At 74.0% G+C, this 26,857-nt stretch carries 21 protein-coding genes and 2 tRNA genes; 14 read left to right on the top strand and 9 right to left on the bottom strand.

Annotation, left to right across the window (positions count from 1 at the left end; translation table 11 throughout):
• Positions 1-43 precede the first annotated feature (43 nt).
• Positions 44-1,051, top strand: a complete 1,008-nt coding sequence (locus ACIRBX_RS14555) for a permease (protein WP_402296601.1) — start codon at positions 44-46, stop codon at positions 1,049-1,051.
• Positions 1,048-1,851, top strand: a complete 804-nt coding sequence (locus ACIRBX_RS14550; RefSeq protein ID WP_402296599.1) for a TIGR03943 family putative permease subunit — start codon at positions 1,048-1,050, stop codon at positions 1,849-1,851. Before ACIRBX_RS14555 ends, ACIRBX_RS14550 begins: the two co-directional genes overlap by 4 nt.
• A 10-nt stretch (positions 1,852-1,861) precedes the next feature.
• On the opposite strand, the gene ACIRBX_RS14545 is transcribed toward ACIRBX_RS14550, so the two are convergent.
• Entirely contained in the window at positions 1,862-2,164 is a 303-nt protein-coding gene (locus ACIRBX_RS14545; RefSeq protein ID WP_402296597.1) for a putative quinol monooxygenase, read from the bottom strand.
• Between the two features lie 227 nt (positions 2,165-2,391).
• On the opposite strand from ACIRBX_RS14545, the gene ACIRBX_RS14540 reads away from it, so the two are divergent.
• Positions 2,392-3,417, top strand: coding sequence for an MDR family NADP-dependent oxidoreductase (locus ACIRBX_RS14540; protein ID WP_402296594.1), 1,026 nt, complete (start codon positions 2,392-2,394; stop codon positions 3,415-3,417).
• Positions 3,418-3,455: 38 nt separating this feature from the next.
• Positions 3,456-3,836 carry a MerR family transcriptional regulator gene (locus ACIRBX_RS14535; RefSeq protein WP_402297605.1) on the top strand — a complete coding sequence of 127 codons (381 nt, stop codon included), beginning with the start codon at positions 3,456-3,458 and terminating at the stop codon, positions 3,834-3,836.
• A 444-nt stretch (positions 3,837-4,280) separates the two neighbouring features.
• Here the strand turns inward: ACIRBX_RS14535 and ACIRBX_RS14530 are convergent, their stop codons facing one another.
• The gene (locus ACIRBX_RS14530; RefSeq protein WP_402296592.1) at positions 4,281-4,817 is read right to left on the bottom strand and encodes a GNAT family N-acetyltransferase; all 537 of its coding nucleotides are present in this window, start codon (positions 4,815-4,817) and stop codon (positions 4,281-4,283) included.
• A 154-nt stretch (positions 4,818-4,971) separates the two neighbouring features.
• On the opposite strand from ACIRBX_RS14530, the gene ACIRBX_RS14525 reads away from it, so the two are divergent.
• Both ACIRBX_RS14525 and ACIRBX_RS14520 read left to right on the top strand, forming a co-directional pair.
• The gene (locus tag ACIRBX_RS14525) at positions 4,972-7,419 is read left to right on the top strand and encodes a hypothetical protein (protein ID WP_402296590.1); all 2,448 of its coding nucleotides are present in this window, start codon (positions 4,972-4,974) and stop codon (positions 7,417-7,419) included.
• A 34-nt stretch (positions 7,420-7,453) separates the two neighbouring features.
• A complete protein-coding gene (locus ACIRBX_RS14520; RefSeq protein ID WP_402296588.1) occupies positions 7,454-8,074 on the top strand; it encodes an alpha-ketoglutarate-dependent dioxygenase AlkB in 621 nt (206 codons plus the stop codon).
• 7 nt (positions 8,075-8,081) lie between these two features.
• Here the strand turns inward: ACIRBX_RS14520 and ACIRBX_RS14515 are convergent, their stop codons facing one another.
• The 3 genes from ACIRBX_RS14515 to ACIRBX_RS14505 are packed head-to-tail and all read right to left on the bottom strand — an operon-like array spanning position 8,082 to position 11,159.
• Entirely contained in the window at positions 8,082-8,936 is an 855-nt protein-coding gene (locus ACIRBX_RS14515; protein WP_402296587.1) for a carbohydrate ABC transporter permease, read from the bottom strand.
• Complete coding sequence (locus ACIRBX_RS14510) at positions 8,933-9,877, bottom strand: carbohydrate ABC transporter permease (RefSeq protein ID WP_402296585.1); 945 nt, start codon at positions 9,875-9,877, stop codon at positions 8,933-8,935. Before ACIRBX_RS14510 ends, ACIRBX_RS14515 begins: the two co-directional genes overlap by 4 nt.
• Positions 9,867-11,159, bottom strand: coding sequence for an extracellular solute-binding protein (locus ACIRBX_RS14505; RefSeq protein WP_402296583.1), 1,293 nt, complete (start codon positions 11,157-11,159; stop codon positions 9,867-9,869). Before ACIRBX_RS14505 ends, ACIRBX_RS14510 begins: the two co-directional genes overlap by 11 nt.
• A 221-nt stretch (positions 11,160-11,380) precedes the next feature.
• Here ACIRBX_RS14505 and ACIRBX_RS14500 point away from each other — a divergent pair, with 221 nt between their 5' ends.
• From ACIRBX_RS14500 to ACIRBX_RS14470, 7 genes are all read left to right on the top strand, one after another.
• On the top strand, positions 11,381-12,166 hold the full coding sequence (locus ACIRBX_RS14500) for an IclR family transcriptional regulator (RefSeq protein ID WP_402296581.1): 786 nt from the start codon (positions 11,381-11,383) through the stop codon (positions 12,164-12,166).
• A 400-nt stretch (positions 12,167-12,566) separates the two neighbouring features.
• Positions 12,567-14,288: an ABC transporter permease gene (locus ACIRBX_RS14495; RefSeq protein ID WP_402296579.1), complete on the top strand. Its 1,722-nt coding sequence runs from the start codon at positions 12,567-12,569 to the stop codon at positions 14,286-14,288.
• Between the two features lie 19 nt (positions 14,289-14,307).
• The gene (locus tag ACIRBX_RS14490) at positions 14,308-15,657 is read left to right on the top strand and encodes a nitrate/sulfonate/bicarbonate ABC transporter ATP-binding protein (RefSeq protein ID WP_402296577.1); all 1,350 of its coding nucleotides are present in this window, start codon (positions 14,308-14,310) and stop codon (positions 15,655-15,657) included.
• Positions 15,658-15,899: 242 nt separating this feature from the next.
• Positions 15,900-16,769 carry an acyl-CoA thioesterase gene (locus tag ACIRBX_RS14485; protein ID WP_402296575.1) on the top strand — a complete coding sequence of 290 codons (870 nt, stop codon included), beginning with the start codon at positions 15,900-15,902 and terminating at the stop codon, positions 16,767-16,769.
• A gap of 190 nt (positions 16,770-16,959) precedes the next feature.
• A complete protein-coding gene (locus ACIRBX_RS14480; RefSeq protein ID WP_402296574.1) occupies positions 16,960-17,763 on the top strand; it encodes a DUF1684 domain-containing protein in 804 nt (267 codons plus the stop codon).
• A 169-nt stretch (positions 17,764-17,932) separates the two neighbouring features.
• Positions 17,933-19,291, top strand: coding sequence for an MFS transporter (locus tag ACIRBX_RS14475; RefSeq protein WP_402297603.1), 1,359 nt, complete (start codon positions 17,933-17,935; stop codon positions 19,289-19,291).
• A gap of 138 nt (positions 19,292-19,429) precedes the next feature.
• Positions 19,430-19,503, top strand: a tRNA-Pro gene (locus ACIRBX_RS14470).
• A 504-nt stretch (positions 19,504-20,007) separates the two neighbouring features.
• Here the strand turns inward: ACIRBX_RS14470 and ACIRBX_RS14465 are convergent.
• From ACIRBX_RS14465 to ACIRBX_RS14450, 4 genes are all read right to left on the bottom strand, one after another.
• Positions 20,008-20,084, bottom strand: a tRNA-Met gene (locus tag ACIRBX_RS14465).
• A 322-nt stretch (positions 20,085-20,406) separates the two neighbouring features.
• On the bottom strand, positions 20,407-22,458 hold the full coding sequence (locus ACIRBX_RS14460) for an ATP-binding cassette domain-containing protein (protein ID WP_402296572.1): 2,052 nt from the start codon (positions 22,456-22,458) through the stop codon (positions 20,407-20,409).
• On the bottom strand, positions 22,455-22,973 hold the full coding sequence (locus tag ACIRBX_RS14455; RefSeq protein ID WP_402296571.1) for a GNAT family N-acetyltransferase: 519 nt from the start codon (positions 22,971-22,973) through the stop codon (positions 22,455-22,457). The genes ACIRBX_RS14460 and ACIRBX_RS14455 overlap by 4 nt, the downstream gene beginning before the upstream one ends.
• 1,430 nt (positions 22,974-24,403) lie before the next feature.
• Positions 24,404-25,582: a YbdK family carboxylate-amine ligase gene (locus ACIRBX_RS14450; protein WP_402296569.1), complete on the bottom strand. Its 1,179-nt coding sequence runs from the start codon at positions 25,580-25,582 to the stop codon at positions 24,404-24,406.
• Positions 25,583-25,992: 410 nt separating this feature from the next.
• Here ACIRBX_RS14450 and ACIRBX_RS14445 point away from each other — a divergent pair, with 410 nt between their 5' ends.
• A complete protein-coding gene (locus tag ACIRBX_RS14445; RefSeq protein WP_402296567.1) occupies positions 25,993-26,745 on the top strand; it encodes a DUF2231 domain-containing protein in 753 nt (250 codons plus the stop codon).
• Positions 26,746-26,857: the final 112 nt, after the last annotated feature.

The following is a 26,857-nucleotide window of genomic DNA, read 5'->3' as shown; positions in this document are numbered from 1 at the left end:
GCCCTCGTGCTGCCACGAGCAGCTTCCACGGCAGGGGCGGACATTGACGACCGGACAGCAGACCAGGGCGCGGCGACCCGCCGAACCGCTCACCGAGGACCGACCACCGCGCACCGCCCTGCCGCTGCTCGGCCTGGCCGCCGTGGTGCTGGCCGCCACCGGGGTGCTCGGGCTGGCCCGGGCCGAGGTGGTGGAGGCGTGGCGGACGCTGCTGGTCTCGATCGTGGTCCAGGGCATGCCCTTCCTGCTGCTCGGGACCGTGGTCTCGGCCGCGATCGGGGCCTTCGTGCCGCCCTCGCTGTTCGCCAGGGCACTGCCGAAGCGACCGGCGCTGGCAGTGCCGGTGGCCGGGGTGGCGGGGGTGGTGCTGCCCGGGTGCGAGTGCGCGTCGGTGCCGGTGGCCGGCAGCCTGATCCGACGCGGTGTCACCCCGGCGGCGGCGCTGACCTTCCTGCTCGCGGCACCCGCCGTGAATCCGGTGGTGCTGGTCTCCACCGCGATCGCCTTCCCCGGGCAGCCCGCCATGGTGGCGGCCCGGCTGGCCGCCTCGCTGGCCACCGCGATGACCATGGGCTGGCTCTGGGTCCGGTTCGGCCGGGAGGACCTGCTGCGGCTGCCGAAGCTGCCGGGCGGGCACTCCCACGGCGGCTCGCGCTGGGAGGAGTTCCGGCGCGGGATGCAGCACGACTTCCTGCACGCGGGCGGCTTCCTGGTGGTCGGGGCGATGGCCGCCGCGACCTTCAACGTGGCCGTGCCGCCAGGGGTGTTGGAGGTCTTCGCCGACTCGCCGTGGCTGGGCGTGGTGCTGCTGGCGCTGCTCGCCGTGCTGCTCTCGGTCTGCTCGGAGGCGGACGCCTTCGTGGCCGCCTCGCTGACCGGCTTCTCCCCCACCGCCCGGCTGGCCTTCATGGTGGTCGGACCGATGGTGGACCTCAAGCTGATCGCCCTGCAGTCCGGCTCCTTCGGCCGGGCCTTCGCCGTCCGCTTCGCGAGCACCACCTTCGTGGTGGCCGTGCTGGTGAGCATCCTGATCGGAGCCGTGCTGCTGTGAAGAAGCTCCTGCACCCCGCGCTGCTCGTGCTGCTCGGCGGGGCCCTGCTGCGGATCACCGTCGGCAGCGAGGTCTACCTCCGGTACGTGAAGGAGGGGCTGCGTCCGATGGTGATCGTCACCGGAGCCGTACTGGTACTGCTCGGCGCCGTCGGGCTGGTCCGGGAGGGACGGGCCTGGCTGCGGCAGCCGGTGCTCAACCACCGCCGGGCGGCGGACGGTTCGTACCGGGTGGAGCCGCACGCGCTGCACGCGCACTCCCCTGACGACGACGGCCACGGGCACGGGCCCGGCGCCGGGCCACGGGTGGCCTTCCTGCTCGGGGCGCCCGCACTGGCCCTGCTGTTCTTCGCGCCGCCCGCGCTCGGCTCGTACACCGCCTCCCGGGACGGGGCGGCCGTGGTGGTCGAGCAGGCCGACTACCGGACGCTGCGGGGCAGGGAGTTGACCCCGCTGTCGATGCGGGAGTTCATCGGGCGCAGCATGCACGACGCCACCGGGCTGGCGGGGCGGCAGGTGGTGCTCACCGGGTTCGTCAGCCGGGGCGGTGGCGGGGCGGACTGGCACCTGAACCGGCTGACCGTCAACTGCTGCGCGGCGGACGCCCGTCCGCTCCGGGTGGCGGTGCACGCGAGCGGTGACGCGCCCGCCGCCGACAGCTGGGTGCAGGTCACCGGGCGGCTGCGGGCCGGTGCGGTGGACGCCCGCTCGCCCGTGCCGCACCTGGAGGTGCTGAGCGTGACGGCGGTGCCGGCGCCGAAGAACCCGTACGCCGACCGGGCACCCGAACTCGGCTCCTGAGGACGGTCGTTCAGGCCAGCGGCGCGGCGGACAGCCGGAGCACCTCGGCCGGGCCGGCCCGGAAGGCCGGGCTCTCGGCGTCGGCCGCCAGCATGTGGGGTGTCACGTCGTGGGCGGCCAGCGCCTGCTCGGAGGCCCAGAGCTCCAGCAGGACGAAGCGGTCCGGGTCGCCCTCGACCGCGTGCAGGTCGTACTGGAGGCACCCCTGCTCGGCGCGGACCACGGGGGCCAGGCGCTCGAACGCGGCGATCTGCTCGGCGGCGTGGCCGGGGCGGGTGGTGATGCGGATCTGGAGTCTGACGGGCTGTGACATGCGGCGCAGCGTAACCCCGGTGGCCGGTGCGCGCCCCGGGCGTCCGGATGCCAGACGGCTCCGGGGACTCCGGGGCGCGGGGCGGACGCCGGGGGCCAGGGCGGACGCCGGGGGCGCGGCGTGGGGCGCGGACGGGGCGTGGGGGCAGGGGCGAAGGCGGGGTGCCTTGCCTCTGACCCACGCGTCAGGGTTTACCGTCGCGGCTCCCGAACTCCTGGAGCGCGCCGATGAGCCCCGTCCTGCCCACCGTCACCCGTGAGGTCCGCCTGCTGAGCACGCCCGAGGGGCTGCCCGAGGCCCGGCACTTCGCCGTCGCCGAGACGGCGCTCCCCGCGCCCGGCCCCGGTCAAGTCCTGCTCCGGAACCGGTACTTCCTGGTCTTCCCCGGGCTGCGGACGCTGATCGGCGGCGAGACGGCGGGCGTCCCGCTCCCCCGGCTGACCCCCGGGGACGCGCTGTACGGCCCGGCCGTCGGGGAGGTGCTGGCCGCCCCGGAGGGCGGCCCGCTGCGGCCCGGGGATCTGGTCTCGCACCTGGCCGGCTGGCGTGAGCACGCCGTGCTGGACGCGGCCGACTGCGCACCGCTCGACCCGGCCCTGCCGGAGCCGGTGGCCCAGCTCTCCTCCGGTGAGTCCGCCTACGGCGCACTCACCAGGCTGGCCGAGGTCCGGCCCGGGGACACCGTCCTGGTGACCGGGGCGGCCGGCGGGGTCGGCTCGCTGGCCGGCCGGATCGCCCGGCTGCTCGGCGCCGGCCGGGTGATCGGCACCACCTCCACGGCCGCCAAGGCGGACCGGCTGACCGCCGAACTCGGCTATGACACCGTGCTGTTGCGAGGTGGCGAGGACTTCGCCGAGCGGTTGGCGAAGGCGGCGCCGGACGGGATCGACGTCCTGCTCGACACCGTCGGGGGCGAGCAACTCGCGGCGGCGGTGCGGCTGGCCCGTCCGGGGGCACGGTTCGCCCTGGTCGGCGCGGTGTCCGGGCAGCTGGCGGCGGACCGGGCCGGCGGCAGCGCGCCGGTGACGCTGGACAGCTTCCGGCTGGTGGTGCAGGGCGTCTCGGTCCGTGGCTACCGGGGCCTCGACCACCCCGAGGTGGCGGCCGAGTGGACCGAGCGGTTCGGCGGCTGGCTGCGCGCCGGGGAGATCACCTTCCCGCACGTGGTGCTGCCGGGCATCGAACGGGCCCCCGGAGCGTTGCGGGAGTTGATCGACGGTCACCACCTGGGGGCCGTCCTGGTGGGGATCTGACCGAGGGGGTACGGATGGCCGGTCGGACGGCGGACCGGATGCGGATCGGCGACGCGGCGGCGGTCGGCGGGACCACGCCGCGCGCGCTGCGCTTCTACGAGCAGCGCGGGCTGTTGACCCCGCAGCGCAGCGCGTCCGGCCAACGGGAGTACGGAGCGGAGGAGTTGGCGCGCATCCGGGCGATCCGCGAACTGCTCGCGCTCGGCCTGACGGTGGCGGACGTCCGGGCCTGCGCGGACAAGCTGCACCTGCTCGCGGTGGAGCAGCCGGTCCGTTGCAGCCGGGCCCGGCCCGCCTCCCCCGCCGCCACCGTGGTCGACCGGCGGCTCGCCCTGCTGGACGCCGAGATCGCCCGGCTCACCGCCCTCCGGGACGCGCTGGCCACCCGGCTCAGCTCGGATCCGCCGCCACGGCCCTGAGGGGAGGCCCGGCATGAGCGGCGGGACGCGGCGCCACGGTCCGGGGCGGCGGGCGCGTACCCGGCGGCGGAGCGGCGGTGGCCTCCGGCCGCCGAGCCCGCCCGGTTCGGTACCGCCCATCGGGAGACCAGCGCTGCCGGGACCGCCGTCCGCCGTCCGGCCCGGTCGGCGACTCCGCCGAGCCCGCAGCTCGACGAGCCCGGAGCCTTGCCGAGCCCGGAGGCCCGCCCGGCCCACGGCCCGTGCCTGCGCAGGCACCTCGCGCCGCAGCCGAATCCGCCGCCCGGCCCGGCGATCCTCCAGCCGGGCGGGCCCGGTACACCGACGAGCCCGGCGCCGCCCGGCCCCGGCCGGTGGCGAACCTGCGGAGTGGAAGGCCCCGTGCCCGGCCGAGCCCGCGCACCGGCCGGCCCGCCGTCCGGTGGCCGTCGGGCGTCCGACGGGTCAGTAGGTGTCGGACTGCCAGCCCTCGTCACCGCGCAGCACGCTGTACCCGATGCCGTCCCACCACTGACCGCTGCGGAAGGCGACGCTGCGCAGCACGCCTTCCCGGCTGAAGCCGGCCCGCTCCAGCACCCGCTGTGCGGGGACGTTGGCCACCTCGGTGGCGGCCTCGATCCGCACCATCTGGGTGTTGGCGAACAGGTAGCGGACCAACTGCCGCATGGCCGGGGCCCCGTAGCCCCGGCCCCGGGTCTCGGGGATCAGCGAGATCCCGGTGTTCCAGCAGAACGAGCCGCGCCAGCAGACCACCTCGCGCCAGGAGACGAAGCCGGCCGGCTCGCCGTCGCCCTGGATCATCAGCAGGCCGCTCTTCGGGCCGAGCATGCCGTTCTCCTGCCACTGGCGGCGCCAGCGGCCGGGGTCCTCCCAGCCCTGCCACTGGTACTCGCCGACCGTCTCGGGCTCGGTCGAGAACCGCTCCAGCACCGGCAGGTCGCTCTCCCGCACCGGCCGCAACTCCACGCTCTTCTGGCTCATCCCGTCACACTAGTCCGCCCTCGGACGGAGCATCAGACCCGTGCACCCATCACCCTTTTCGTCCTGATTCGTCCGTTTACGGTGCGCCGCCCCGTCTTCCTTCCCCGGGCGTGATTGGCTCACGCCCGGTACGTCCTCGGGAGGTCTCGTGCGGGTGGCAGGTCAGACGGTTACCCGCACGGCGGCAGCAGGGTTCCTCGCCCTGTGGGCCGTGCTGCCGGGGGCGGGCACGGGTGCGGCGACCGGGAGCGGGGCGGTGCGGGCGGGCGCGCCGGCCCCGCTCTCGGTCACGTTCGCCGCGCGGGCCTGCGACCGCTACGACCAGGTGATGGCCAACAAGGCCCGGAACAACGTGCAGGAGTCGCTGCGCGACCTCGGCCCGGACTCCGACTACGCGCGCACCGAGGCGGTCTCGGCCGCGAAGGAGGCCGGCGGCACCCCGCTGCCGCCCTGCCGGCCACTGCCCGGCTGGGGCTTCTCCACCGGCACCGGCTTCACCGGGAAGACCGCCGCCACCCTCCAGTTGAGCACCGTCCGGGGCTTCATCCGGGACGGCCTCGACACCCAGGACGAGACCCCCGAGCTGGACTCCCAGGGCCGCCCGACCGGCCGCACCCTGGCCGGCGCCGTCACCGTCCAGCTGAACCAGGCCGAGACCGCCGCCGCCGTGCAGAACCGCCTGATCGTCCAGGGCGGCTCACCGTCCCGGCCGCTGAACGGGCTGCAGGACCAGTACGGCTTCGCCGCGCTGCGCTGCTCGCAGGACGCGATCAACGGCGACAACGTCGAGTACGTCACCTTCCCGGCCGGGGCCCGGCACGTGTTCTGCTACTACTACGCCGTCACCCCGCCGCCCGGCGCCGGGACCATCACCGTGGTCAAGCAGCTCGCCCCCGGCTCCAACGGGCCCGGCAGCTTCCGGTTCGAGGGGAACGTCTCCTACGCCGACTCGAACGGCGACGGCGTCAACGACTTCCCGCTCACCGCCGACACCGGCAAGCCCGGCTCGGTCACCTTCGTCCGGGGCGAGACCCGGGACGGCGACGCCCCGTGGACCTTCCAGGAACGCGTCACCCCCGGCTGGCAGCCGCCCGGCCCGCCGTCCTGCACCATCCGCGACGCCCAGGGCGGCCAGGGCACCAGCCGGGTGACGGTCGACTCGGCCGCCACCACCAGCATCCGGCTGACCGCCGGGGACAACGTCACCTGCACCTACACCAACACCCGGGACGCCGGGCAGGCCCTGCTCCAGAAGCAGAGCACCGGCAGCACCGGCACCTTCGACATCCGGCTCGACACCCCGCCCGGCTCACCGCCGATCGCCATCCCCCCGGTGACGACCGCTCAGGAGGACGTACCGGTCGAGGTGGCCTCCGCCGCCGGTGCCGCACCCGGCCGCTACACCCTGCGCGAGCGGATCCCGGCGCCCGACGCCACCGGCAGCTGGCAGACCCCGGACGCCGCCTGCGACGGCACCGCACTGCCCGTCACCACGCTGCCGCCGACCCCCGACGCGCCGAACGGGACCTGGACCGCCGAACGCGACATCGCCTCGCCCGGTGGCACCAGCTGCCTGCTCACCAACCACTTCCGGCCCGGCGGCGCGATCGCGATCGAGAAGGTCTCCGAGGGCGGCACCGGCACCTTCGCCTTCGCCGTCACGCCGCACCCGAGCGACCGTCAGGCCGGGCCCGGCGACCGCACGGTGACCGCCGAGGCGACCACCACCGCCCCCGGCGAGCCCGCTGCCGCCCACCCGACCGGCAGCACCACCGGCCCGGTGGCCACCGCCCTGCGGGTCGGCCCGACGCACTCCTACACCGTGCAGGAGCTGCTGCCCGCTCCGAGCGCCACCGGCCGCTGGGTGCTGGCCGGGGCCGACTGCGGTGCGGGCGCGAGCGCCGTCGACCTGGCCGCCGGCACCGTGGAGCTTGCGCTGACCACGGCGGCCCCAACCCCGGTCTGCCGCTTCACCAACCGCTTCGTGCCGTACGCCACGCTGGACGTCAGCAAGACCACCACCGGGGACACCGCGCTCCGGCCGTCCGCCGCCCGGCTGGCGCTGAGCTGCGAGGACGGCACCGCCGACGAGCTGACCGTGGCCCCCGGCGAGACGACGGGCGCGCTGCCCCGGCACACCTTCACCGCCGCCACCCGGTGCACGGTGACCGAGCCGGAGAGCGGCGCGGCGAGCGGGATCGGGGTGACGGCCTCGGCGGTGCTCAAGGTGACGGGCGCGGCGGACCGGGCCGTGGCCCTGGGGACTCCGTTCGAGCTGACGGACGGTCAGGCCGCGACGCTCGCCGTCGGCAACGAGCTGACCGCGCCGGGCGCCTCGCCCAGCCCGTCGCCGAGCAGCCCGCCCACTCCGTCACCCACTCCGTCGCCCGACACCTCGCCCGGCCCGTCGGCCGCCCCCTCCTCCGACCCCGCGCCGAGCGGCACACCGGCTCCCGTCCCGCCGCCCGGGCCGTCCGCCGGGGGCGGGCTGCCGTGGACCGGACTGTCCGAGCCGATGCTGCTGGCGGCCATCGTCGCGGTGCCGCTGCTGGCCGCCGGGGTCCTGCTTGCCGTGGTCTCGCGCCGGGGCCGTACGGAATAGAACAGCTTTTCGAATCAGGGCGTACGCTGGGCGCATGCACTTCCAAGCGTCCCTGCTGGGCACCGAGCCCCCGTCACCCGGCCCGCTCGACGGCCTCCGCCGCACCGAGCTGGCGCACGGCGCCTGGGTGGACGTGCTGCCGGGCTGGCTGCGCGGGGCGGACGCGGTGTTCGAACGGCTGGCGGCCGAGGTGCCCTGGCGGGCCGAGCGGCGCGAGATGTACGAACGGGTGGTCGCGGTGCCCCGGCTGCTGGCGCACTACGGCGCCGGGGAGGCACTGCCCGTTCCGGCCCTGGAGCAGATGCGGGACGGGCTGAACGCGCACTACCGGGAGGAGCTCGGCGAGGAGTTCGTCTCGGCCGGGCTCTGCCTCTACCGGAGCGGCGAGGACAGCGTCGCCTGGCACGGCGACCGGATCGGGCGCGGGCGGCTCGCCGACACGATGGTGGCCATCGTCTCGGTCGGCGAGCCGCGCGCCCTGCTGCTGCGGCCCGCCGGGGGCGGCGGGCCGACGGTGCGGCACCTGCTGGGCCACGGGGACCTGCTGGTGATGGGCGGCTCCTGCCAGCGGACCTGGGACCACGCGGTGCCCAAGACCGCCCGGCCGGTCGGACCCCGGATCTCGATCCAGTACCGCCCGCGCGGGGTGAGCTGACGGCGGCTCAGTCCTTGACCGCACCTCCGAGCCCGGAGACCAGGTGGCGCTGCACCAGCACGAAGAAGGCCAGCACCGGCAGGGTCATCAGGGTGGAGGCCGCCATGATGCCGCCCCAGTCGTTCTCGTCCGGCTTGAAGAACACCATCAGCGCGGCCGGCAGGGTCTGGTGGTCGGTGTCCAGGATCAGCGTCCGGGCGAACACGAAGTCGTTCCAGGCCATGATGAAGGAGAACACCGAGGTGGCCGCCAACCCCGGTGCCACCAGCGGGAAGAGGATCCGCCACAGGATGGTGAACCGGCTCGCGCCGTCCAGCCGGGCGGCCTCCTCCAGCGACTCCGGCACCGCCGCCACGAAGCCGCGCAGCATCCAGACCGCGAACGGCAGCGAGAAGGCCAGGTTCACCAGCATCAGCGAGCCGAGCGTGGACAGGCCCAACCCCGGTGCCACCGTGCCGAGATCACGGATCAGGAAGAACAGCGGGATGGTCAGCGCCTCGATCGGCACCATCTGCGCCACCAGGAACATCACCAGCACGGTGGTGCGGAACCGGAACTTGAACCGGCTCAGCGCCACCGCCGCCAGGAAGGCCACCCCGGCCGACAGCACCACCACGACCACGGCCACCAGCAGGCTGTTCAGGAAGTACCGGCCGAAGCCGCTCACCCCGAGCGCGTCCCGGAAGTTGTCCAAGGTCGGCGCCCAGGTCCACGGCCGGGGGTGCGCCGAGGTCAGCTCGCCGTCCGGCTTGAGGGCGGACAGCACCATCCAGTACAGCGGGAAGACGGTGACCAGACCGGCCAGCACCGCAAGGGAGTTGGCGATCCGGCGGTTGCCCTTCCGCGTGGCCCGCGTGGTCACAGTTCCTCCCCGGAGCGCCGCAGGGCGCGGATGTAGAGCGCGGTGATCGCCAGCAGGATCAGCGTCATCAGGACGCCGATCGCCGCACCCAGGCTGTAGTCGGAGGCCGCGAAGGCCTCCTGGTAGGCGTAGACGTTCAGCACCAGGTTCTGGCCGGCGATGCCGCCGCCGCTGGTCATCACGTAGATCTGGGTGAAGACCTTGAAGTCCCAGATCACCGACTGGATCACCACGATCACCAGCAGCGGCCGGAGCATCGGCAGCATCACCAGCCGGGCGGTGGTGAAGGTGGAGGCACCGTCCAGCCGGGCCGCCTCCAGCACCGAATCCGGGATGGCCTGGATGCCCGCGTACAGGGTGATCATCACGAACGGGAACGAGTGCCAGACCACGACGGCGCCGACCACCGCGAAGGCGGGCCACTTGTCGTACATCCAGTTGTGCCCGGCCATCCCCAGGATGTCGTTCACCAGACCGGAGTTGGTGTCCAGCAGGAAGAGCCAGACGGTCGAGCCGGTCATCGCCGGGGCGGCCCAGGCGCCGAGCGCGGCGAACATCAGGAACAGCTTGGAGCGCCGGCCGACCCTGGTCAGCAGCACGGCCAGCGCACCGCCGACCGCCAGGGTGGCCACCACGCAGCCGCCCGCGAACACCAGGGTCTGTGCCAGCACCTCCCAGAACTGCGACTTGCCCAGCAGCTCCGTGTAGTTGGCCAGCCCGACGAACGCGGCCGGCACTCCGCCGCTGGCCTGCGGCTGGCCGAAGTCCAGCACCGAGAGCAGGCCGAGCTGGTAGAGCGGGTACCCGAACAGCGGCACCAGCACCACGGCGGCGGGCAGCAGCAGCCAGATCGGGGTCAGAACCCGCTTGCGCCTGGCCGGAGTCGGCGCCGGCGCCGGTGCCTCGGCCGGCTGCGCGACGGTCAGGGTGTCACTTGCCATCGAAGGCGGCGTTCATCGCGACGGCGGCCTCGGCGGTGGCGGCGTTCACGTCCGCCTTGCCGGTGATCACCTTCTGCAGCAGGTTCGGCACCACCGCCTGGGCGTCGATCTTCGCCCACGCCTGGTCCTTGGGCACGAACTTGGTGCCCGCGGTGATGGTGTCGGTGAACGGCTTGAGCCACGGCTCCTTGGCCACCACCTCGGCCCGCGCGGTGGTCAGGGTCGGCAGCGTGCCCATCGCGTCGAACAGCGCGAGCTGGTGCTTCTTGCCGCCCAGGGTCTTCAGGAAGTCGGCCGCCAGGGTGCGGTGCTGAGTGGACTTCAGCACCCCGAGGTCGTTGCCGCCGGAGAACGCCGGGGCGATCGAGCCGGCCGCCTGGCCGGGCAGCGGGACCACCGCGTACTTGCCCTTGGCCGCACCCGCGTCCACCGCGCTGCGCGAGGAGTTGGGCAGGATCGCCATGCCGGCGGTGCCGGAGGCGAACGCCTCCACCGTCTTGCCGCCGGTCAGGTCGGCGCAGCGCTGGGCCGGACAGATGGCGTCGGTGAACAGGTCGGTGTACGCCTTCACCCCGGCCTTCGAGGCGTCGGAGTTCACCGCGGCCGCGTACTTGGCCCCCTGCTTGGCGGCCAGGTCACCGCCGCCCGCCCAGACGAACGGCAGGGCGCCGAAGGTGTACTTGCCGCCGACCGCGATGCCCAGCAGATCAGGCTTGGCGGCCCTCACCTTCGTGGCGGCGTCGACGAGTTCGGCGTAGCTGGTGGGAGCCTTCAGGCCCAGCTCGGTGAACACGTCGGTGCGGTAGTAGAGCGCACGGACGCCGAGCCACCAGGGCAGGCCGTAGGTCTTGCCGTCCACCACGGCGGTGTCGCGCAGGTCGGCGGGGAGGTCGCCGCCCTCGGACCAGCCGGCCAGCTCGGAGGTCAGGTCGGCCAGGCCGCCCGCCGCCACGTAGCCGAACAGGTCGGTGTTGCCGAACTCGACCACGTCCGGCGCGCTGGCCGGGTCGTTGAAGGCGCCCTTCATCTTCTCGGCGCGCGGTCCGGCGTCGGTCGGGATGTAGGACACCTCCACGTCCGACCCGGGGTGGGCGGCCTTGAAGTCGGCCACGGCGGCGGCGACCACCTTCTCCTTCGGGGCCCGGTTGGCCTCGTCGTAGAGCCAGACCTTGAGGGTGCCGGTCTGCTGGTCGGCCGACTTGGTGCTGGAGGCGGTGCCCGGAGCGCAGGCGGCCAACACGGCACCGGCAGCGGCGAACAGGACGAGACGGGACAGCTTCACGGAACCCCCTCGGGAGGTGGTAGAGCGGTGGTAGGGCAGTGAGCGGTGACGGTAGGAAGCCGCCCGGGGCGACAGCAAGACGCCCCGGCGAATGTTGTGCAGTGCAAAACTGTGTGCCGCGTAACTGGTACGCCCGGGGTCCTTGGCGTACGGTCCGTTGAATCCGACGGTCCGTTCATGGGCCGTTCATGGGGATTTCTTGGGGCACCTGAGGAGGGCCGGTGGAGGTCACGCAGCGGAACCAGTCCGCCTCGCTGCGCCGGGCACTCGCGGTGCTGGAGTACGTCCGGGACCACGCGGGCGGCTCCACCGGACTCTCCCTGACCGCGGTGGCGGAGGCGCTCGGCCTCTCCAAGAGCACCGTGCTGCGGCTGGCCGAGCCGCTGCTGGACTCCCAACTCCTCAGCCGGGAGCGGGAGTCCGGCCACTTCCGGCTCGGACCGGGCGCCCTGATGCTGGGCCAGTCCTACCTCTCCGGGCTGGACCTGCGGACGGTGGCGGCCGAGCAGGCGCACCGGCTGATGCACGAGGTCGGCGGCACCGTGCACCTGTGCGTGCCGGACCCGCCGCACGTGGTCTACATCGACAAGGTGGAGAACGAGACCGCCGTCCGGATGGCCTCCCGGATCGGCAGCCGGGCCCCGATGTACCGCACCGCCGTCGGCAAGGCCATGCTCGCCTGGCTGCCGGAGGACGCCTTCGCCGCCGTGGTGGCGGCCGGCCTGCCGCCCAGCACCACCCGCACCCTGACCGAACCCGCCACGCTGCGGGCCGAGTTGGCCCGTATCCGGGCCCGGGGCTACGCGGTGGACGACCGGGAGAACGAGCCCGAGGTGCGCTGCGTGGCCGCCCCGGTCTTCGACCACACCGACACCGTGGCCGGGGCACTCTCGGTCTCCGGCCTCACCTCCCGGGTGACCGCCGCCCGGGTCCGGGTGCTCGGCCCGGCGGTGGCCGCCGCCGCCCTGCGGGTCTCCCGGGCGCTCGGCTCCACCCGGCAGCACTGACGCCACTGCCCCCTCCTACGGGTGCCGGCGGCGGCACGCCCGGGCCGAGGCGCCACGCCCGGACGGCGGCGGCACGCCCGGATGGAGGCGGCACGCCCGGGCGGAGGCGGCGCGCCCGGACGGAGGCGGCGCGCCCGGGCGGACAAGCCATTTGCCCATTCGCCCGCCCTCGGGGCAGACTCGAAGGGACCTCCGGCACGGGCTCCACGCCGTGCCGTGCACACGAACGATCCCGAGGGGAGGCAAGCCATGCGTACCGAACCGCCCAGTCCCGGCTTCCTCCCCGCTGCCAGCTGATCGTTCCCCGTAGCTCCCCGCACCAGCGCACTCCGCCCGCACCCGGGCCTCCTTCCGGGTGCCCGCCGACGCGTGCCCCGGTACGGGTGGAGGTCGTACCGCCATGTCGTTCCGCACCCCGAATCCGCCTGCCCGCCGCCGCTTCTCCCTGACCGACGTCACGGTGGCCGCCGGTGTGCTGCTGCTGTTCTACGCCGCCCTGCGCGTGGGCCACGGCACCACCGTCTCGTTCACCCCGGGCGAGCAGCTCGGCATCGACACCGATCCGTCGCAGCTGCCCTACTACGCGGCGCGCAGCCTGCTGCGGATGTTCGCCGCGCTGGCCGCCGCCGTGCTCTTCACCTTCGTCTTCGCCTACGCCGCCGCGCGCAGCCGCCGGCTCGGCAAGGTGCTGATCCCGGCCCTGGACATCCTCCAGTCGGTGCCGGTGCTCGGCTTCCTGACCGTGGCCGTGACGGGCTTCCTGGCGCTCTTCCCCGGCTCGATGCTCGGGCCGGAGTGCGCGGCCGTGTTCGCCGTCTTCACCTCGCAGGCGTGGAACATGACCTTCGCCTTCCACCGCTCGCTGACCTCGCTGCCCCGTGAACTCGACGAGCTGTCAAGGTCGTTCGGCTTCACCCGGTGGATGCGGTTCTGGAAGGTGGAGCTGCCGTCCGGGACGATCGACCTGGTCTGGAACGGCATGATGAGCTTCGGTGGCGGGTGGTTCTTCCTGGTCGCCTCCGAGATGATCGCCATCGGCGGCCAGGAGTACGCCCTGCCCGGCGTCGGCTCCTACGCCGGGCAGGCCATCGCCGACGGCGACCTGGGCAAGGTCGGCTGGGCGGTGCTGGCGATGGCCGTGATGGTGATCGGGGTCAACTTCCTCTTCTGGCGCCCGCTCACCGCGTGGGCGGAGCGCTTCAAGTACGAGCAGTCCGGCGCCGGGGAGCCCCAGCGCTCGGCCGTGCTGGAGCTGCTGCGACGCTCCAACTGGCCTGGCCTGCTGGCCCGTTGGCTGCGCCCCGTGGCCCAGTCCGCATCCCGGGCCGGGCGGGTCTTCGGCATCGACGACCGGCCGCTGCGGGTGGCCCCCGGACGCCGCCGGGCCGGGGACGCGGCCTTCGCGGTGGTGACCGGCGCCCTGATCGTCTGGGGCCTGTACGACCTCGGCCGCTACCTGCACACCGGCATCGGCCTGGGCGCGCTCGGCGAGCCGCTGCTGCTCGGACTGGCCACCCTGGTCCGGGTGGTGGTGCTGGTGCTGGCCGCCACCGTGGTCTGGGTGCCGGTCGGCGTGTGGATCGGCAGCTCGCCGAAGCTCACCCGGATCGCCCAGCCGGTGGTCCAGGTCCTGGCCTCGTTCCCCGCCAACTTCCTCTTCCCGCTGGCGGTCTGGTTCTTCCTGCGGACCGGCCTGTCACTGGACCTCGGCGGCGTGCTGCTGATGGCCCTCGGCGCGCAGTGGTACATCCTGTTCAACACCATCGCCGGGGCGATGGCGCTGCCCGCCGACCTGCGCGAGGCGATGGACGACCTCGGTGTCCACGGGCCGCGCCGCTGGCGGCGGTTGATCCTCCCGGCCGTCTTCCCGTCCTACGTCACCGGCGGCATCACCGCCTCCGGGGGCGCCTGGAACGCCTCGATCGTCTCCGAGGTGGTCACCTTCGGCGCCACCACCCTCACCGCCACCGGCCTCGGCGCGTACATCGCCCAGGCCACCTCGGCCGGGGACTTCCCGCGCCTGCTGGCCGGCGTCGCCGTGATGAGCCTGTACGTGATCGTGCTCAACCGCGTGGTCTGGCAGCCGCTCCAGCGGCTGGCCCGGACCCGCTACGCCCTCTGATCCTCCCCTGGAGCTTCCCGTGAACCTGAACCTGCTGCGCCCGCGCCGCCCCACCACCCCGACCGCTCCCGCCATCGACGGTGAACTCCTGCTGGAGACCGTCGAGTTGACCAAGACCTACCCCGGCACCGACGGCGAGCTGCCGGTGCTCGGCGGCATCGACCTGGAGATCCGGGCCGGTGAGGTGGTCGCCCTGCTGGGCCGCTCCGGGTCCGGCAAGTCCACCCTGCTGCGCTGCCTGGCCGGCCTGACCGCCCCCAGCTCCGGCAGCGTCCACTACCGGGGCACCCCGCTGAATGGTGCCAACCCCGGGACGGCGATGGTGTTCCAGACCTTCGCCCTGCTGCCCTGGCTGACGGTGCGGCAGAACGTCGAACTCGGCCTGGAGGCGCGGGGCGTGGCCCCCGCCGAGCGGACCGAGGCGGCCCGGCGGGCGATCGACCTGGTCGGCCTGGACGGCTTCGAGTCCGCCTACCCCAAGGAGCTGTCCGGCGGCATGCGCCAACGCGTCGGCTTCGCACGGGCGTTGGTGGTCGAGCCGGACGTGCTGATGATGGACGAGCCGTTCTCCGCGCTGGACGTGCTGACCGCCGAGAACCTGCGCGGCGAGCTGATGGAGCTCTGGGCCTCCGGCACCTTCCCGACCCGGGCGATGGTGCTGGTCACCCACAACATCGAGGAGGCCGTCCTGATGGCCGACCGGATCGTGGTGCTCGGCTCCCGCCCCTACGGCACCGTCCGCGCCGTCTTCGCACCCGGCGAGCTGCTCGGCCCCGGCCGCTCGCGCGACCGCTCCGGTGCCGCCTTCCAGTCCCTGGTCGACCAGGTCTACCGGACCCTGACCGGCCGGGACGCCGCCCCGGCCCCCGCGGTGCCGGCCCCGCGCACCACCGCCAACACCCCCCTCCCGGCCGCCGGGGTGGACGGCCTCTCCGGCCTCGCCGAACTGATCGCCCACGCGGGCGGCCGACGCGACCTGGCCGACCTCGCCGACGACCTCGGCCTGGAGGCGGACGACCTGCTGCCGCTGGTCGACGCCCTGGAGCTGCTCGGCTTCGCGGCGCTCGACGGCGACGAGCTGCGCCTCACCGAACACGGCCGCGACTTCGCGGCCGCCTCCGTCCAGGACTCCAAGCTGCTCTTCGCCACCGCCGCCCGGACCGTCCCGCTGATCCGGCTCATCAGCGCGAGTCTGTGCCAGTCCGCGGACGGCACCCTGCGGGCCGGCTTCTTCCGCGACCTGCTCGCCCACCACTACACGGGCGAGCAGACCGACCGTCAGCTGACCACCGCCACCGACTGGGGCCGGTACGCCGAGCTCTTCACCTACTCGGCGGACCGGGAGGAGTACCGCCGCCTGGACGCCTGAGCCCCGCCCACGCCCCGTCTCCCGCTCAGCCGCCGTCCGACCGGGCCGGGACCACCCGTGCGGGCGACGGTCGTGCGCCGGTGACCCGACCGCCGTCCGGGGGCGGTGCCCGCTCCCCGGGCGCCGTCCGACACCGGGAGGGCGGGAATGCCGGGTCGGTGTGCAGACTTCTCGGTAGAACGAACGGAGCACCGGTCCGGCGTTCCTACCGAGCGGGCCGGGCGAGAGAGGACTGGTGACCCATGGGCACCCCCGTCGACCAGCTGGTGGACCTGCTCGACCTGGAGCAGATCGAGCTCAACATATTCCGGGGGCGCAGCCCGGAGGAGGCCCTGCAGCGGACCTTCGGCGGCCAGGTGGCGGGCCAGGCCTTGGTGGCGGCGGGGCGCACGGTGGACGGCGACCGCCCCGTGCACTCGCTGCACGCCTACTTCCTGCGCCCCGGGGTGCCCGGCGTGCCGATCGTCTACCAGGTGGACCGGATCCGGGACGGCCGCTCGTTCACCACCCGCCGGGTGCTCGGCATCCAGCAGGGCCGCAGCATCTTCGCCCTGACCGCCGACTTCCACGTCCCGGAGGAGGGCGGGATCGAGCACCAGGAGGCGATGCCGGTCGTGCCCGGCCCGGAGGAGGTGCCGAGCGCGCTGGACGAGGTCGGGCAGAAGCTCGGCGAGCTGCCGCCGTTCATCAGCCGCCGCCAGCCCTTCGACATCCGCTACGTGGACCGGCTGCGCTGGAGCAAGGAGGAGCTCGTCGGGGTCGAGCCGCGCAGCGGCGTCTGGCTGAAGACCAACGGTGCGCTGCCGGACGACCCGCTGATCCACGTCTGCGCGCTCACCTACGCCAGCGACATGACCCTGCTGGACGCCGTCCGGGCACCGGTCGAGCCGCTCTGGGGCGTGCGGAACTTCGACATGGCCTCGCTGGACCACGCGATGTGGTTCCACCGGCCGTTCCGCGCCGACGAGTGGCTGCTCTACCAGCAGGAGTCCCCGATCGCGCACGGTGCTCGTGGGCTGGCACGGGGTCAGATCTTCGACCGGAACGGGCAGTTGGTGGTCTCGGTGATGCAGGAGGGCCTGTTCCGCCCGTTGAGCAGCCGCAAGGGCTGACCGGGGCCGCCGTTCTGTGACGGCTGTGTGTCGAGTGTGTACAGGTGGAAGAGGCCGGGCATGGGCCGCGTTCGACCGGGGGCACACACACCGTAGCTCCGGACTCCGGCCACCCCCGGAACCGGCACAGACCTCCGGTGCCCCACCCGTACACCGGGCGGGGCACCGGCGACCCGAGGAGGACGCCGACATGACGACCGACACCGCCGCCGAGGAGTGGCAGACCTGGACGGAGCGCCGCGCCGCCGCCGCCAGTGCCCCGCACGGCACGCTCGCCCTGACCGCCACGCACTGGCTGGAACCCGAGCCGGCCGAGCTGCCCGGCCTGCCCGGCCGCTGGTGGGCGGCGGACGGGGCGGTGCACGTCGAGGCGTCGGCCGCCGACGGCCTGGTCGTCCAGGGCTCGGCGGCGGACAGCGGGGCCGGCCCGGTGGACGGCACCCGGCGGCTGACCCCCGACACCTCCCCCGGCGCCCACCTGCTGACGCTCGGCGAGGTGCTGCTGGTGCCGATCGAGCGCGAGGGCGAGCTGGCGCTTCGGGTCTTCGACCCGGAGTCGAAGGGGCGCAGCTCGTTCGCCGGGATCTCCGCCTTCCCGTACTCGCCGGACTGGGCGGTACCGGCCGTCTTCACCCCGTTCGAGCAGGACGAGGCCGTGCTGGTGGAGAACGCCGACGGCCGGGAGCGCCCGCTCGCCACCACCGGGAAGATCGCCTTCCAGCTGGCCGGCGAGGAGCACACCCTCACCGTGAGCCGGGCCGGCGACCAGCTCAGCGGCGTGATCGCGGACGCGGGCAGCGGCCGGGAGAGCTACCGCTTCCGCTTCATCACCCTGCCCGCACCGGATGCGGACGGCCGCACCGTGCTCGACCTGAACCGCGCCTACCTGCCGCCGTGCGCCTTCGCCGACCACTTCATCTGCCCGTTCCCGCCGCCCGGGAACCGGCTGCCGCTGGTGGTCGAGGCGGGCGAGAAGCAGGTCCTGACGAAGTGACGGCGAGGTAGCGGCGAGTCCGACCGCCTCGGCGGCGGACCTCGTCACACCGGCGAAATCCGTTCGTTCACGGGCTGCGGGGTGGGTGAGGATGAAGCGCGTGACCACGCATCCCACCTCCCCTGCCTCGCAGCCTGCTCCGCCGCCCCCGCAGCCTGCCCAGCCCGCGCTGCGGACTGCGCCGCCGCCCCCTGACGAACCCTCCGATCCGCCGGGCGCTCCCTCGCCCGCCTCGCCGTCGGTCTCCGCTCCTCCCCCGAGTCCTTCCCCGAGCGGACGGTGGCAGCGGCTGCGGAAGCTCGCCTTCGCCGACCTCAGCCCGCTGCGCGAACACCCCGACTACCGGCGGGTGTGGACCGGCCAGGTGGTCTCCGCCGTCGGCCAGCAGATGACGGCGGTCGCGGTCGCGGTCCAGGTGTTCCAGCTCACCCACTCCACCTTCGCGACCGGGCTGGTCGGCCTCTTCTCGCTCGTCCCGCTGATCGTCCTCGGGCTCTTCGGCGGGGCCATCGCCGACACCGTGGACCGCCGCCTGCTCGGCCTGCTCGGCTCGACCGGCCTCGCCCTCACCTCCGCCGTGCTCGCCGTCCAGGCCCTGCTCGACCTGCGCTCCGTCCCGCTGCTCTACGCGATGGTCGCGGTGCAGGCCGGCTTCTTCGCGCTCAGCTCCCCCGCCCGCTCGGCGATGATCCCCCGCCTGGTGCCGGCCCACCAGCTCCCGGCCGCCAATGCCCTCGGCAGCATGAGCATGAACCTCGGCACCACCGTCGGCCCGATGATCGGCGGCCTGCTGATCAGCACCTTCGGGGTGCAGTCCGCGTACCTGGTCGACACCGTCGCCTTCAGCGCCATCCTCTACGCGATGTGGCGGCTGCCCGCGATGCTGCCCGGTGACGGCGCGTCAGCCGCCAGGAAGCGCGCCTCGGTGCTCGACGGCCTCCGCTTCCTGCGCAGCCGCCCCAACCTGCGCACCAGCTTCGTCGCCGACCTGATAGCGATGATCTTCGCCTCGCCCCGGGCCCTCTTCCCGGCCATCGCCGTCTCGGTCTACGCCGGCGGGCCCGGCACGGTCGGCCTGCTGGTCGCCGCCCCCGCCGTCGGCGCCCTGGCCGGAGCCCTGTTCTCCGGCTGGATCTCCCGGGTCCACCACCACGGCACCGCCATCGTGGCCGGCGTCACCGCCTGGGGCCTCGCCATCGCCGCCTTCGGCCTCACCACCCACCTCTGGCTCGGCCTGATCGCACTCGCCGTGGCCGGCTGCGCCGACTCGGTCAGCATGATCTTCCGCAACACCATCCTCCAGGTCGGCGCCCCCGACGACATGCGAGGCCGCCTCCAGGGCGTCTTCATCGTCGTGGTGGCCGGCGGCCCCCGCCTCGGGGACTTCTTCGCCGGCACCACCGCCTCCCTCACCTCCACCACCACCGCCCTCCTCATCGGCGGCCTCGCCTGCATCGCCGCCGTCCTCCTCCTCGCCGCCCGCCGCCCCGCCTTCCTCCGCTACGACGCCCGCCACCCCACCCCCTGACCTGCGCGGCACCACCACCGGCGTCCCCGGAAACCTGGCAGCGAGCACCCCTCCCGGTGCTGTATTGTTTTCCACGTCGCCGGGAGACCGGGGACGAGGTCGGAGAGCCGAAGTCGCGAGGCAGGGGCATTCGGACCACGGGACGTGGCGCAGCTTGGTAGCGCACTTGACTGGGGGTCAAGGGGTCGCAGGTTCAAATCCTGTCGTCCCGACAGCGATGTCGGAAGCCCGCTGAACTGGAGAGATCCAGGTCAGCGGGCTTCTTCGTGTCGTGACGGCTGATCACCTGACGATGTGTAGGCGGCGTACTCCAGGCTCCGTGGGGACCAGCTAGGGACCAACGACCGATCCGGCCCCGGTACGGTCGGCCGCGAAGTGGGAACTGCGTGCCTGCTGACCCGGGAGCTCGATCGAGCGGCGGTCCGGGTGCCGATATGGCTGAGTGGTCGTCAGCGAACTGTGCCCGGTGATCTTTCGCGGAATGCCCACCGAGATACCGGTGAACTCGAAGGTCGGGGGCGGATTTCCGGAGGCGCGAACGGTGCCGTCGCGGCCGGCGGTGGAGAGCTGGGTGGCGTGATCGTGGGGAAGGACGGGGTAGGCCGCTGCGCCGAGGGCAGCGCTGCTGGGATGCAGTGTCAGCGGCAACCGGTTCCGCACTCGGCCGGGCCCGAATGACACCGGGGCCGGCACACGATGTGTGCCGGCCCCGGTCGTGGTAGCGGGGACAGGATTTGAACCTGCGACCTCTGGGTTATGAGCCCAGCGAGCTACCGAGCTGCTCCACCCCGCGTCGGTGAACCCAACAGTACGGCACCGGGCGGCGCATCGGAAATCGAATTGCCTGGTGGGCCGGATGCAGCACCGCCTCCACCGGTCCGTATGAACGGCGGGCACCCGCGAGGGCCAGGTGCAGCCGCCGACCGCGCCGGTGACGAACCGTCATCGGGGGTTCACCCAACTCGCTTGGTGGTGAGGGGAGATGAGGTGAGCACGAGAAGGCTCAGGGCCTCGAAGCGCAAGGGCGTCCGGCCGGTCCGGGCCGCCCTCGCTCCGCCACCCGGGCATCCCGGCTGCACCGCCGGTGCCTCATGGCCCCGACGGAGGTGCGCAGGTCACACCGGACTGCCTCCCTTCACCGTGCTGCCCGGGATGCCGTCGGCGGCTCGGGCGTCGGCGGCGGCGCGTTGGTCGGGGATCGGAGCGTGGTCGTACTGGGAGGCCTGGAGCAGGTAGTTCGTCCGGTAGCGGGTGGGCGGCTCGGCGGCCATCAGGTCGGCGTGGCTGCCGTGTTCGACGACCCGGCCCTCGTGGAGGACGTAGATCAGGTCGGCGGTGGCCGTCGCCGCGAGCCGGTGGGTCACCAGGATCACGGTCTGGCCGAGATCGGCGAGTTCGCGCAGGTTGTCGAAGGCCCGTACCTCGGCGGCCGGGTCGAGGGCGGAGGTCGGCTCGTCCGCGATCACCAGGAAGGGGGGCCGGCCGTCGGGGCCGACGGTGGTGGCGCGCAGGTGGGTCCGGGCGGTGCCGATGCCCTGCCACTGCCCGCCGGAGAAGTCCACGCCGCCCTCGAAGCCCTTGCCGGCGAGGGTGTCCCAGCCCTTCTGCTGGCGGTCGATCAGCTTCTGGAGTCCGGAGAACTCGGCTGCGGCGGACAGGACTTGGTCGTCGTCGTGGTGTTCGGGGCGGCTGGTGGTGACGATGGCCCGCAGGGTGAGCGGCCAGCGGAAGAAGTCCTGCGGCAGCAGGACGGTGGAGGCGAACTGCTGGTCCCGGTCGGCGCCCGGGCCGGTGTCGACGTCGTCCCAGCGGATGGTGCCGCTGTCGGGCAGGTAGAGGCCGGCCAACAGCTTGGCCAGGGTGGTCTTGCCCGCGCCGTTCTCGCCGACGAACGCGACGATCTTGCCCACCGGGATGGTCAGGGTGGCCTTGTCGAGCGACGGGGTGGTGCGACCGGCGTAGGTGAAGGTGACGTCCTCGACGTGGATCGCGGCGGGGCGCTCGGGTAGGCGGTGGCCGCCCGTCGGGATGGCGAGGGCGGCGGCCTCGGTGTCGAGGGTCTGCAGGTCGCCGACGTACAGGGCTTCCTCGAACAGGCTGTTGACGCTGCCGAGCAGGGTGCCGATGTTGGCGGCGCCGGTCCGCACCGCGACTACGACGGTGCCGGCCGCCGCGAGGGTCAGGTGGTGGGTGGCCACCATCCAGCCGAGGGCGGCGAAGGTAGCGACCGAGGCGAGCCCGGTGGCGCTGGCGGCGGCGAGGCCGGTGCGGACGGAGGCGGCGGCGAGGCGGGCCTGCTCGGCCTCGGAGGCCAGCGCCATCTGGCGGAAGTGCCGCAGCAGGAAGTCGCCGACGGCGTGGACGCGGATCTCGGCGGCGGTGTGCGTCTGGGTGAGGAGCTGGGCGATCAGCGCGGAGGCACGCAGGTGCTGCAGCCAGGCCATGACGGAGCGACGGCGCCGACGGGCGGTGATGACGGAACCCCAGGCCCTGGGGGCTGCGATCAGCACCAGCAGGGGCAGCAGCAGCGGTGAGAGGGTGAGCAGGACGCCGCCGGTGGCGACCATCGAGAGGGCGGTGCTGAGGATCCGCACTGACTCGCTGATCATCCGGCCCACCGAGTTGATCCCGAAGCGGGCGCTCTCCAGCAGGCGGTTGAAGTCGGCGTCCTCCAGCGCGGCCAGCTCCACCCGGGAGGCGCGCTCCAGCAGGGTGAGGGTGACGGTGCGTTCGATCCGCGGGGTCATCCGCTCCTCCGCCCAGGCGGAGAGGGCGGCCAGCACGGCTCCGGTGCCGGTGGCGGCCCCGGCCGCCAGCAGGGCGGGCAGCACGGCGCGCAGGGTCTGCCCGGTGTCGCCGGTGGCGCCGAACAGGGTCGCCAGGGCGGCGCTGACGGCGATCAGCGCAACACCGGCGGCGACCGCGCGGCCGACCTCGGAGGCGACCACCACGGCGAGTGCGGGACGGTCCGCGCGGGCGGCGAGCCGCCAGGACAGGCGCAGCATCCCGGGGACCTGCCGGGCGACCGCGAGGATGCCGCTCCGGACCCCGGCGGCTTCGTGGCGGGCCCAGCCCTGGTCGTAGCGCATCCGGCCGCCGAACAGCAGTTGCTCGCTGGGCGAGGGCTCGTCGGGGGCGTCGGTCCCCTCGGCGCGGGTCTCCTTCACGCGGCACCTCCGTCCAGGGGCCGGCGCAGCGTCAGGTAGTGGGCGGCGGGGGTGAAGCCGAGCTTCTCGTACAGCGGCAGGCCGTCGTCGGTGGCGTTCAGCTCCACCGAGGCGCAGCCGGCCCCTTGGAGGGCGGTGACGAGGGCGCGGGTGACGGCTTCGGCGTGGCCTCGGCGGCGGTGGGCCGGGTCGGTGATCACGGAGTGGACCCGGCCCCACAGACCGCCGGTGTAGAGGGGGCCCTCGTAGGCGCGGTAGACCAGGCCGATCGCGCACGCGGCGAGCCGTCCCTCACCCGTGTCGGAGACGAAGGCGTGCAGGCCGGGGTCGGTGCCCAGGCGCTCGCGCATCGCGGCGGGGAAGGCGGCGTGCCAGGGCTCGGGGGTGGCGAGGCCGGAGTGGAGCTCGGCGCGCAGGCGCAGCAGTTCCTCGGCGTCCTCGGGCCGGGCCGGACGGACCAGGGCGGAGTCGAAGGTGCCGGGAGAAGGGGTGCCGGGAGAGGGGGTGTCGGTCACGGGGTCGTCCTTCCAGACGGCTGCCGGGTGCGGGAGGCGGCGTGTGGTGGCGGTGGTGGTCAGGGCGCAGGAGCGGGCACAGCGGGGAGGCGACCGGAGAGCGGTGCGGTCGAGTCCGCAGGTGCGCAGCCCGCCCGGGTGCGGTCGGCGTCGATCCGGCGGAGGGCCGCTTCGGGCAGACGGACGGCCCGTTCACGGGTGGCGATGGTGTCGGAGGACGGCGGCACGCAGGTCTCCTCATGAGCGGAGGTCGGCAGTGGAGTGGGACGGCTGCGGGCGCGGCGGACCGCTCCCCGGGTGCACGCCGGGTGGGGTCCGCCTCGCTGGAGGTCCTCACCGTAGGGGCTCAGGCAGGGCGTGGTCGGCGTGTCGCCGCACATGCCACACGATCCGGTGAAACCGTCAACTTGCTTGCCTTACCGGCCTGTTGATGGCCCTTCCGGATTGTTTCAGAGGGCTGTGACAACGACCTTCGGCCTGGGGAGGACGTAGGGGCTCGCGCCGATCCGATGAGGGGATGGGCGGGGCAGGTGAAGGGTGCAGGCCGGCTCCTTCGTGGGCGTTACGGGGCGAGGTGTCCACCCCGGCACCGGGGCCACCGGATCGCTGCCCGGCTTCTGGCCGGGTCAGACCGGGAACGGCAGTAGCGGGAGGGCGGCCCGGGCCGCAGGCCGCCACGACGCACGGTGCGATGGCGGACGGCAGGCATCGGACGGACGGTGGGCAGGGCATCCAGGGCGAACGTCCGAGTCCCGTGGTCGAGTTCAGCGAGCAGGGCGATGGGCCCCGACCTCACGGGCGACCCGGGTGACCCCCTCGTTGCACGCAAACTGATCCACCGCCCGCAGAGCGTACCCGCCCAGCCGGGACAGCGAGCCAGCGCGCAGCGCGGGAGGCCACACGCCGGCATCGACCACTCCGACCCGCAGCACCGAGCCGCTCCGGCCACAGCAGCGGTCCGTACGGGCCTACGCGTGCGGGCAGGCGTTGCTCGCCACTTCACTGGTCGTCAGCAGGAGGGCCGCTTGGTCCGCCCCGCCGTCACCCGGGTGTGTGCCGCCGGCACTCATCGGCGGTCACCGCCACCGAACGCCTCCGCGAGGACCGGGTGCACCGTGGAGAGCTCGTCCGCGACGGCGCTGTCCAGCGCCAGGTGCGGCAGTAGGAGGGAGCGGGAGCGGGCAGCACCCGACGGTGAGCGCGCGCAGCGCCGCGCCGATCATGACCAACCGGGCTTTCACGCCGACCAGTTGGTGGCTCGTCCACCAGTCGGCGAGCGCCCTGCGCTGGGGCCCGCAGACGCGGCGGGCGGCACGGGTTCGGGTCCCAGCCGGTGGGTCTGACCCTCGGTCGACCACCGTCTCCGGGAGGGACCGCTCCCCCGCTGACCTCCCGCCCCCGCAGCACGGTGGGTGGTAGGAGCGCAGACGTCATCCGGAGCGCACCGGAGCGGGGACACCCCGTGCTCCGGCGGCGGTCGCCGCCACCACCTCGTCGACGACGTCCGCCAGTGACCCGCGGCGGGCGTACACCGCGCGCTGGCGCGAGGCACCCGTGCCGTCCGTGCGGAGTCGCCGCAGCAGCCCGTGGGCGAGCGCGTGGTCGCCGTGGAACCGCAGCCCCGGTCCGGCGAACACGAGCAGGTCCTCCAGGAGCTCCGTGACCGGACGCGGGGTGCCGTCGAACGGGTGCGGGCACCGGGCGGCCGGGCCGTGCAGGGCCACCTCGCGGTGGGCCGCGCGCAAGTCGGCCGGGGACGGCTGCCAGGTCGCCGACCCGGCGGCCGAGGGGCCGTCGTCGCCGAGCAGGACGTACACGAGGGCGCGCAGGAGGCACGCGAGGAGCAGGACGGCCCCGGTGTCGGGGTTGGTGTCGGCGAAGCGGAACTCCAGGGTGGGCAGGTGCTCGCTCGGCCGGGCGTACCAGTAGATCATCTTGCGGTCGAGGACCACCCGGTCCTCGACCAGCCGCCGTGCGGTCCGCTCGTAGCCCTCCTCGTCGAGGACCGGGGCGGGCCCGTGGGTCGGCCAGGCCGCGTAGCGCAGGTCCCGGGTCGACGCGGCGCCGACGTCATCTCCTTCGCAGTAGGGCGAGTTGACGCTCAGTGCCTGGAGGACGGGCAGCCACGGCCGCGCGGCGGCGCTCACCGCGAGGGCCTCGGCGCGGGTGAGGTCACCGATGTGCACGTGGCAGCCGCACAGTTCGCCGCCGACCTGGTCGGCCACTCCGCCCACGTGCGCGGCGAGTTGACGGTAGCGCGGGGCCTCGGTGACGGGCAGGGGGTGGTGGCTCGGCAGGACCGGTAGCGGCAGGGCTGCGAGGCGGCAGCCTGCGGCACCGGCCGCGGCTGTCAACGCGGCACGGGTGGCGGCGAGTTCGGCACTCAGGTCACCGGCCGTCAGCACCGGTCTGGTGCAGGCCTCCACCTGGGTGGCCAGGAACTCCGCCTGCGCGCGGGAACCCAGCCGCCGCGCGGCCGACGGCAGCACCTCCGGGGCGGCCGGCACCGTACGGCGGCTCACCGGGTCGACGAGCAGGAACTCCTCCTCGACGCCGAACCGCAGGCCTCCGCGGGTCCTCGTGACCCGCGACGCGCTCGTCCCGTGCATGGGAAACTCCGAACTGTCGTCGGGTGATGCGCCTGCCCGCCGGCGGCCGGCGGAAACGGCCCCGGCCGGCGTCCGGGCGCACTCGGGCGGGCAAGGCGCAGAGGAGCGGCGAACCGGAGGAGGCGATGGCCGCGCTGCGGGGATCACGTCCGAAGCACGAGCAGCAGCCCGTGGCCGGCGCCCGGCCGGGTGCCCGACCGAAGTGCACGTGAGGGGCGGGGCACGGCGGCCACCGCCGGCTGCCGTCGCTCACTGCTGTCGGGAGGAGCGCCTGCGGGGACGGAGGCACCGTCCTCGGTGCCACCTCCCGCGCGTTGCCGCCGGCCCTGCAAACGTCGGCGGTCCACAGCACGGTGCCCCGGCTCGCCCGGTCTCGTTTCGTACGCGTGGAGCAGGCCAGACGCAGGGGTATGGACACCGTTCGCACCACCCCCGTCTCGCCGTTGCCCGGCTGGCTGGACGCGCCCGCGCGTTGGCCCGTTCTGGATCCGATCGCCGACCGCGTCAAGCACCTCGTGGACGGCCTGCCGCCGGGCCGGGCGCGCGGCCTGCTGCGCGGCTCCTGGCTGGGTCACCCGCTCCACCCCGCACTGGTCCAACTCCCGCTCGGCTGCTGGCTCTCCGCGAGCGTGCTGGACCTCACCGGGGGCTCGCCGGTGGCCGCCCGGCGCCTCACCGCGCTCGGTCTGGCCGGGGTGCCCCCGGCACTGTGGGCCGGCTGGCTGGACTGGGCCGGGCTCGACCGCGAGCAACGCCGCACCGGCCTGGTGCACGCCGCATCCGCCCTGACCGCCGCCGTGCTCCAGCTCCGGTCCCTGCGCGCCCGACGCCGTGGCGAGCACCTGACCGGCATCGGCTACGGCCTGGCGGGCAACGGCGTGGTGGCCCTGGCCGGCGCGCTCGGTGGGCACCTCGCCCACCGCTCGGCCGACGCCCAGCCGATGGCAGACGCCCGCGCGACGGCAGAGCGGCCCGCCACGGTGGGAGCCCCGGCCGGCGACGGCGGACCGTCCGAGACTCCCGAAGCGCGGATGACCGCAGAGGGCGCTCCGCCGCCGGCCCACGAGGAGCTCAAGACCGAGAGTGACGGACCCGAGTACGCCATCACCGACCCGGGCCGTCACACGTCGGGGAGCGGCCACCGTCACGGCGGAAGTGCCTGACCCCCGCCCGACGCCGACCTGCGGCGGCCCGCCGCCCGGCTCGCTCGGAAGGCGACTCCCGAACGTGCCGGCATGAGCGGGCCTCTCTCCGTAGGAAGGGTGACGAGCCGCC

This window comes from Kitasatospora sp. NPDC096147 (assembly GCF_044763225.1).
Lineage (GTDB): Bacteria > Actinomycetota > Actinomycetes > Streptomycetales > Streptomycetaceae > Kitasatospora.
Note: the sequence above shows the minus strand (reverse complement) of the source record. Positions and strands in the feature narration are given on the sequence as shown.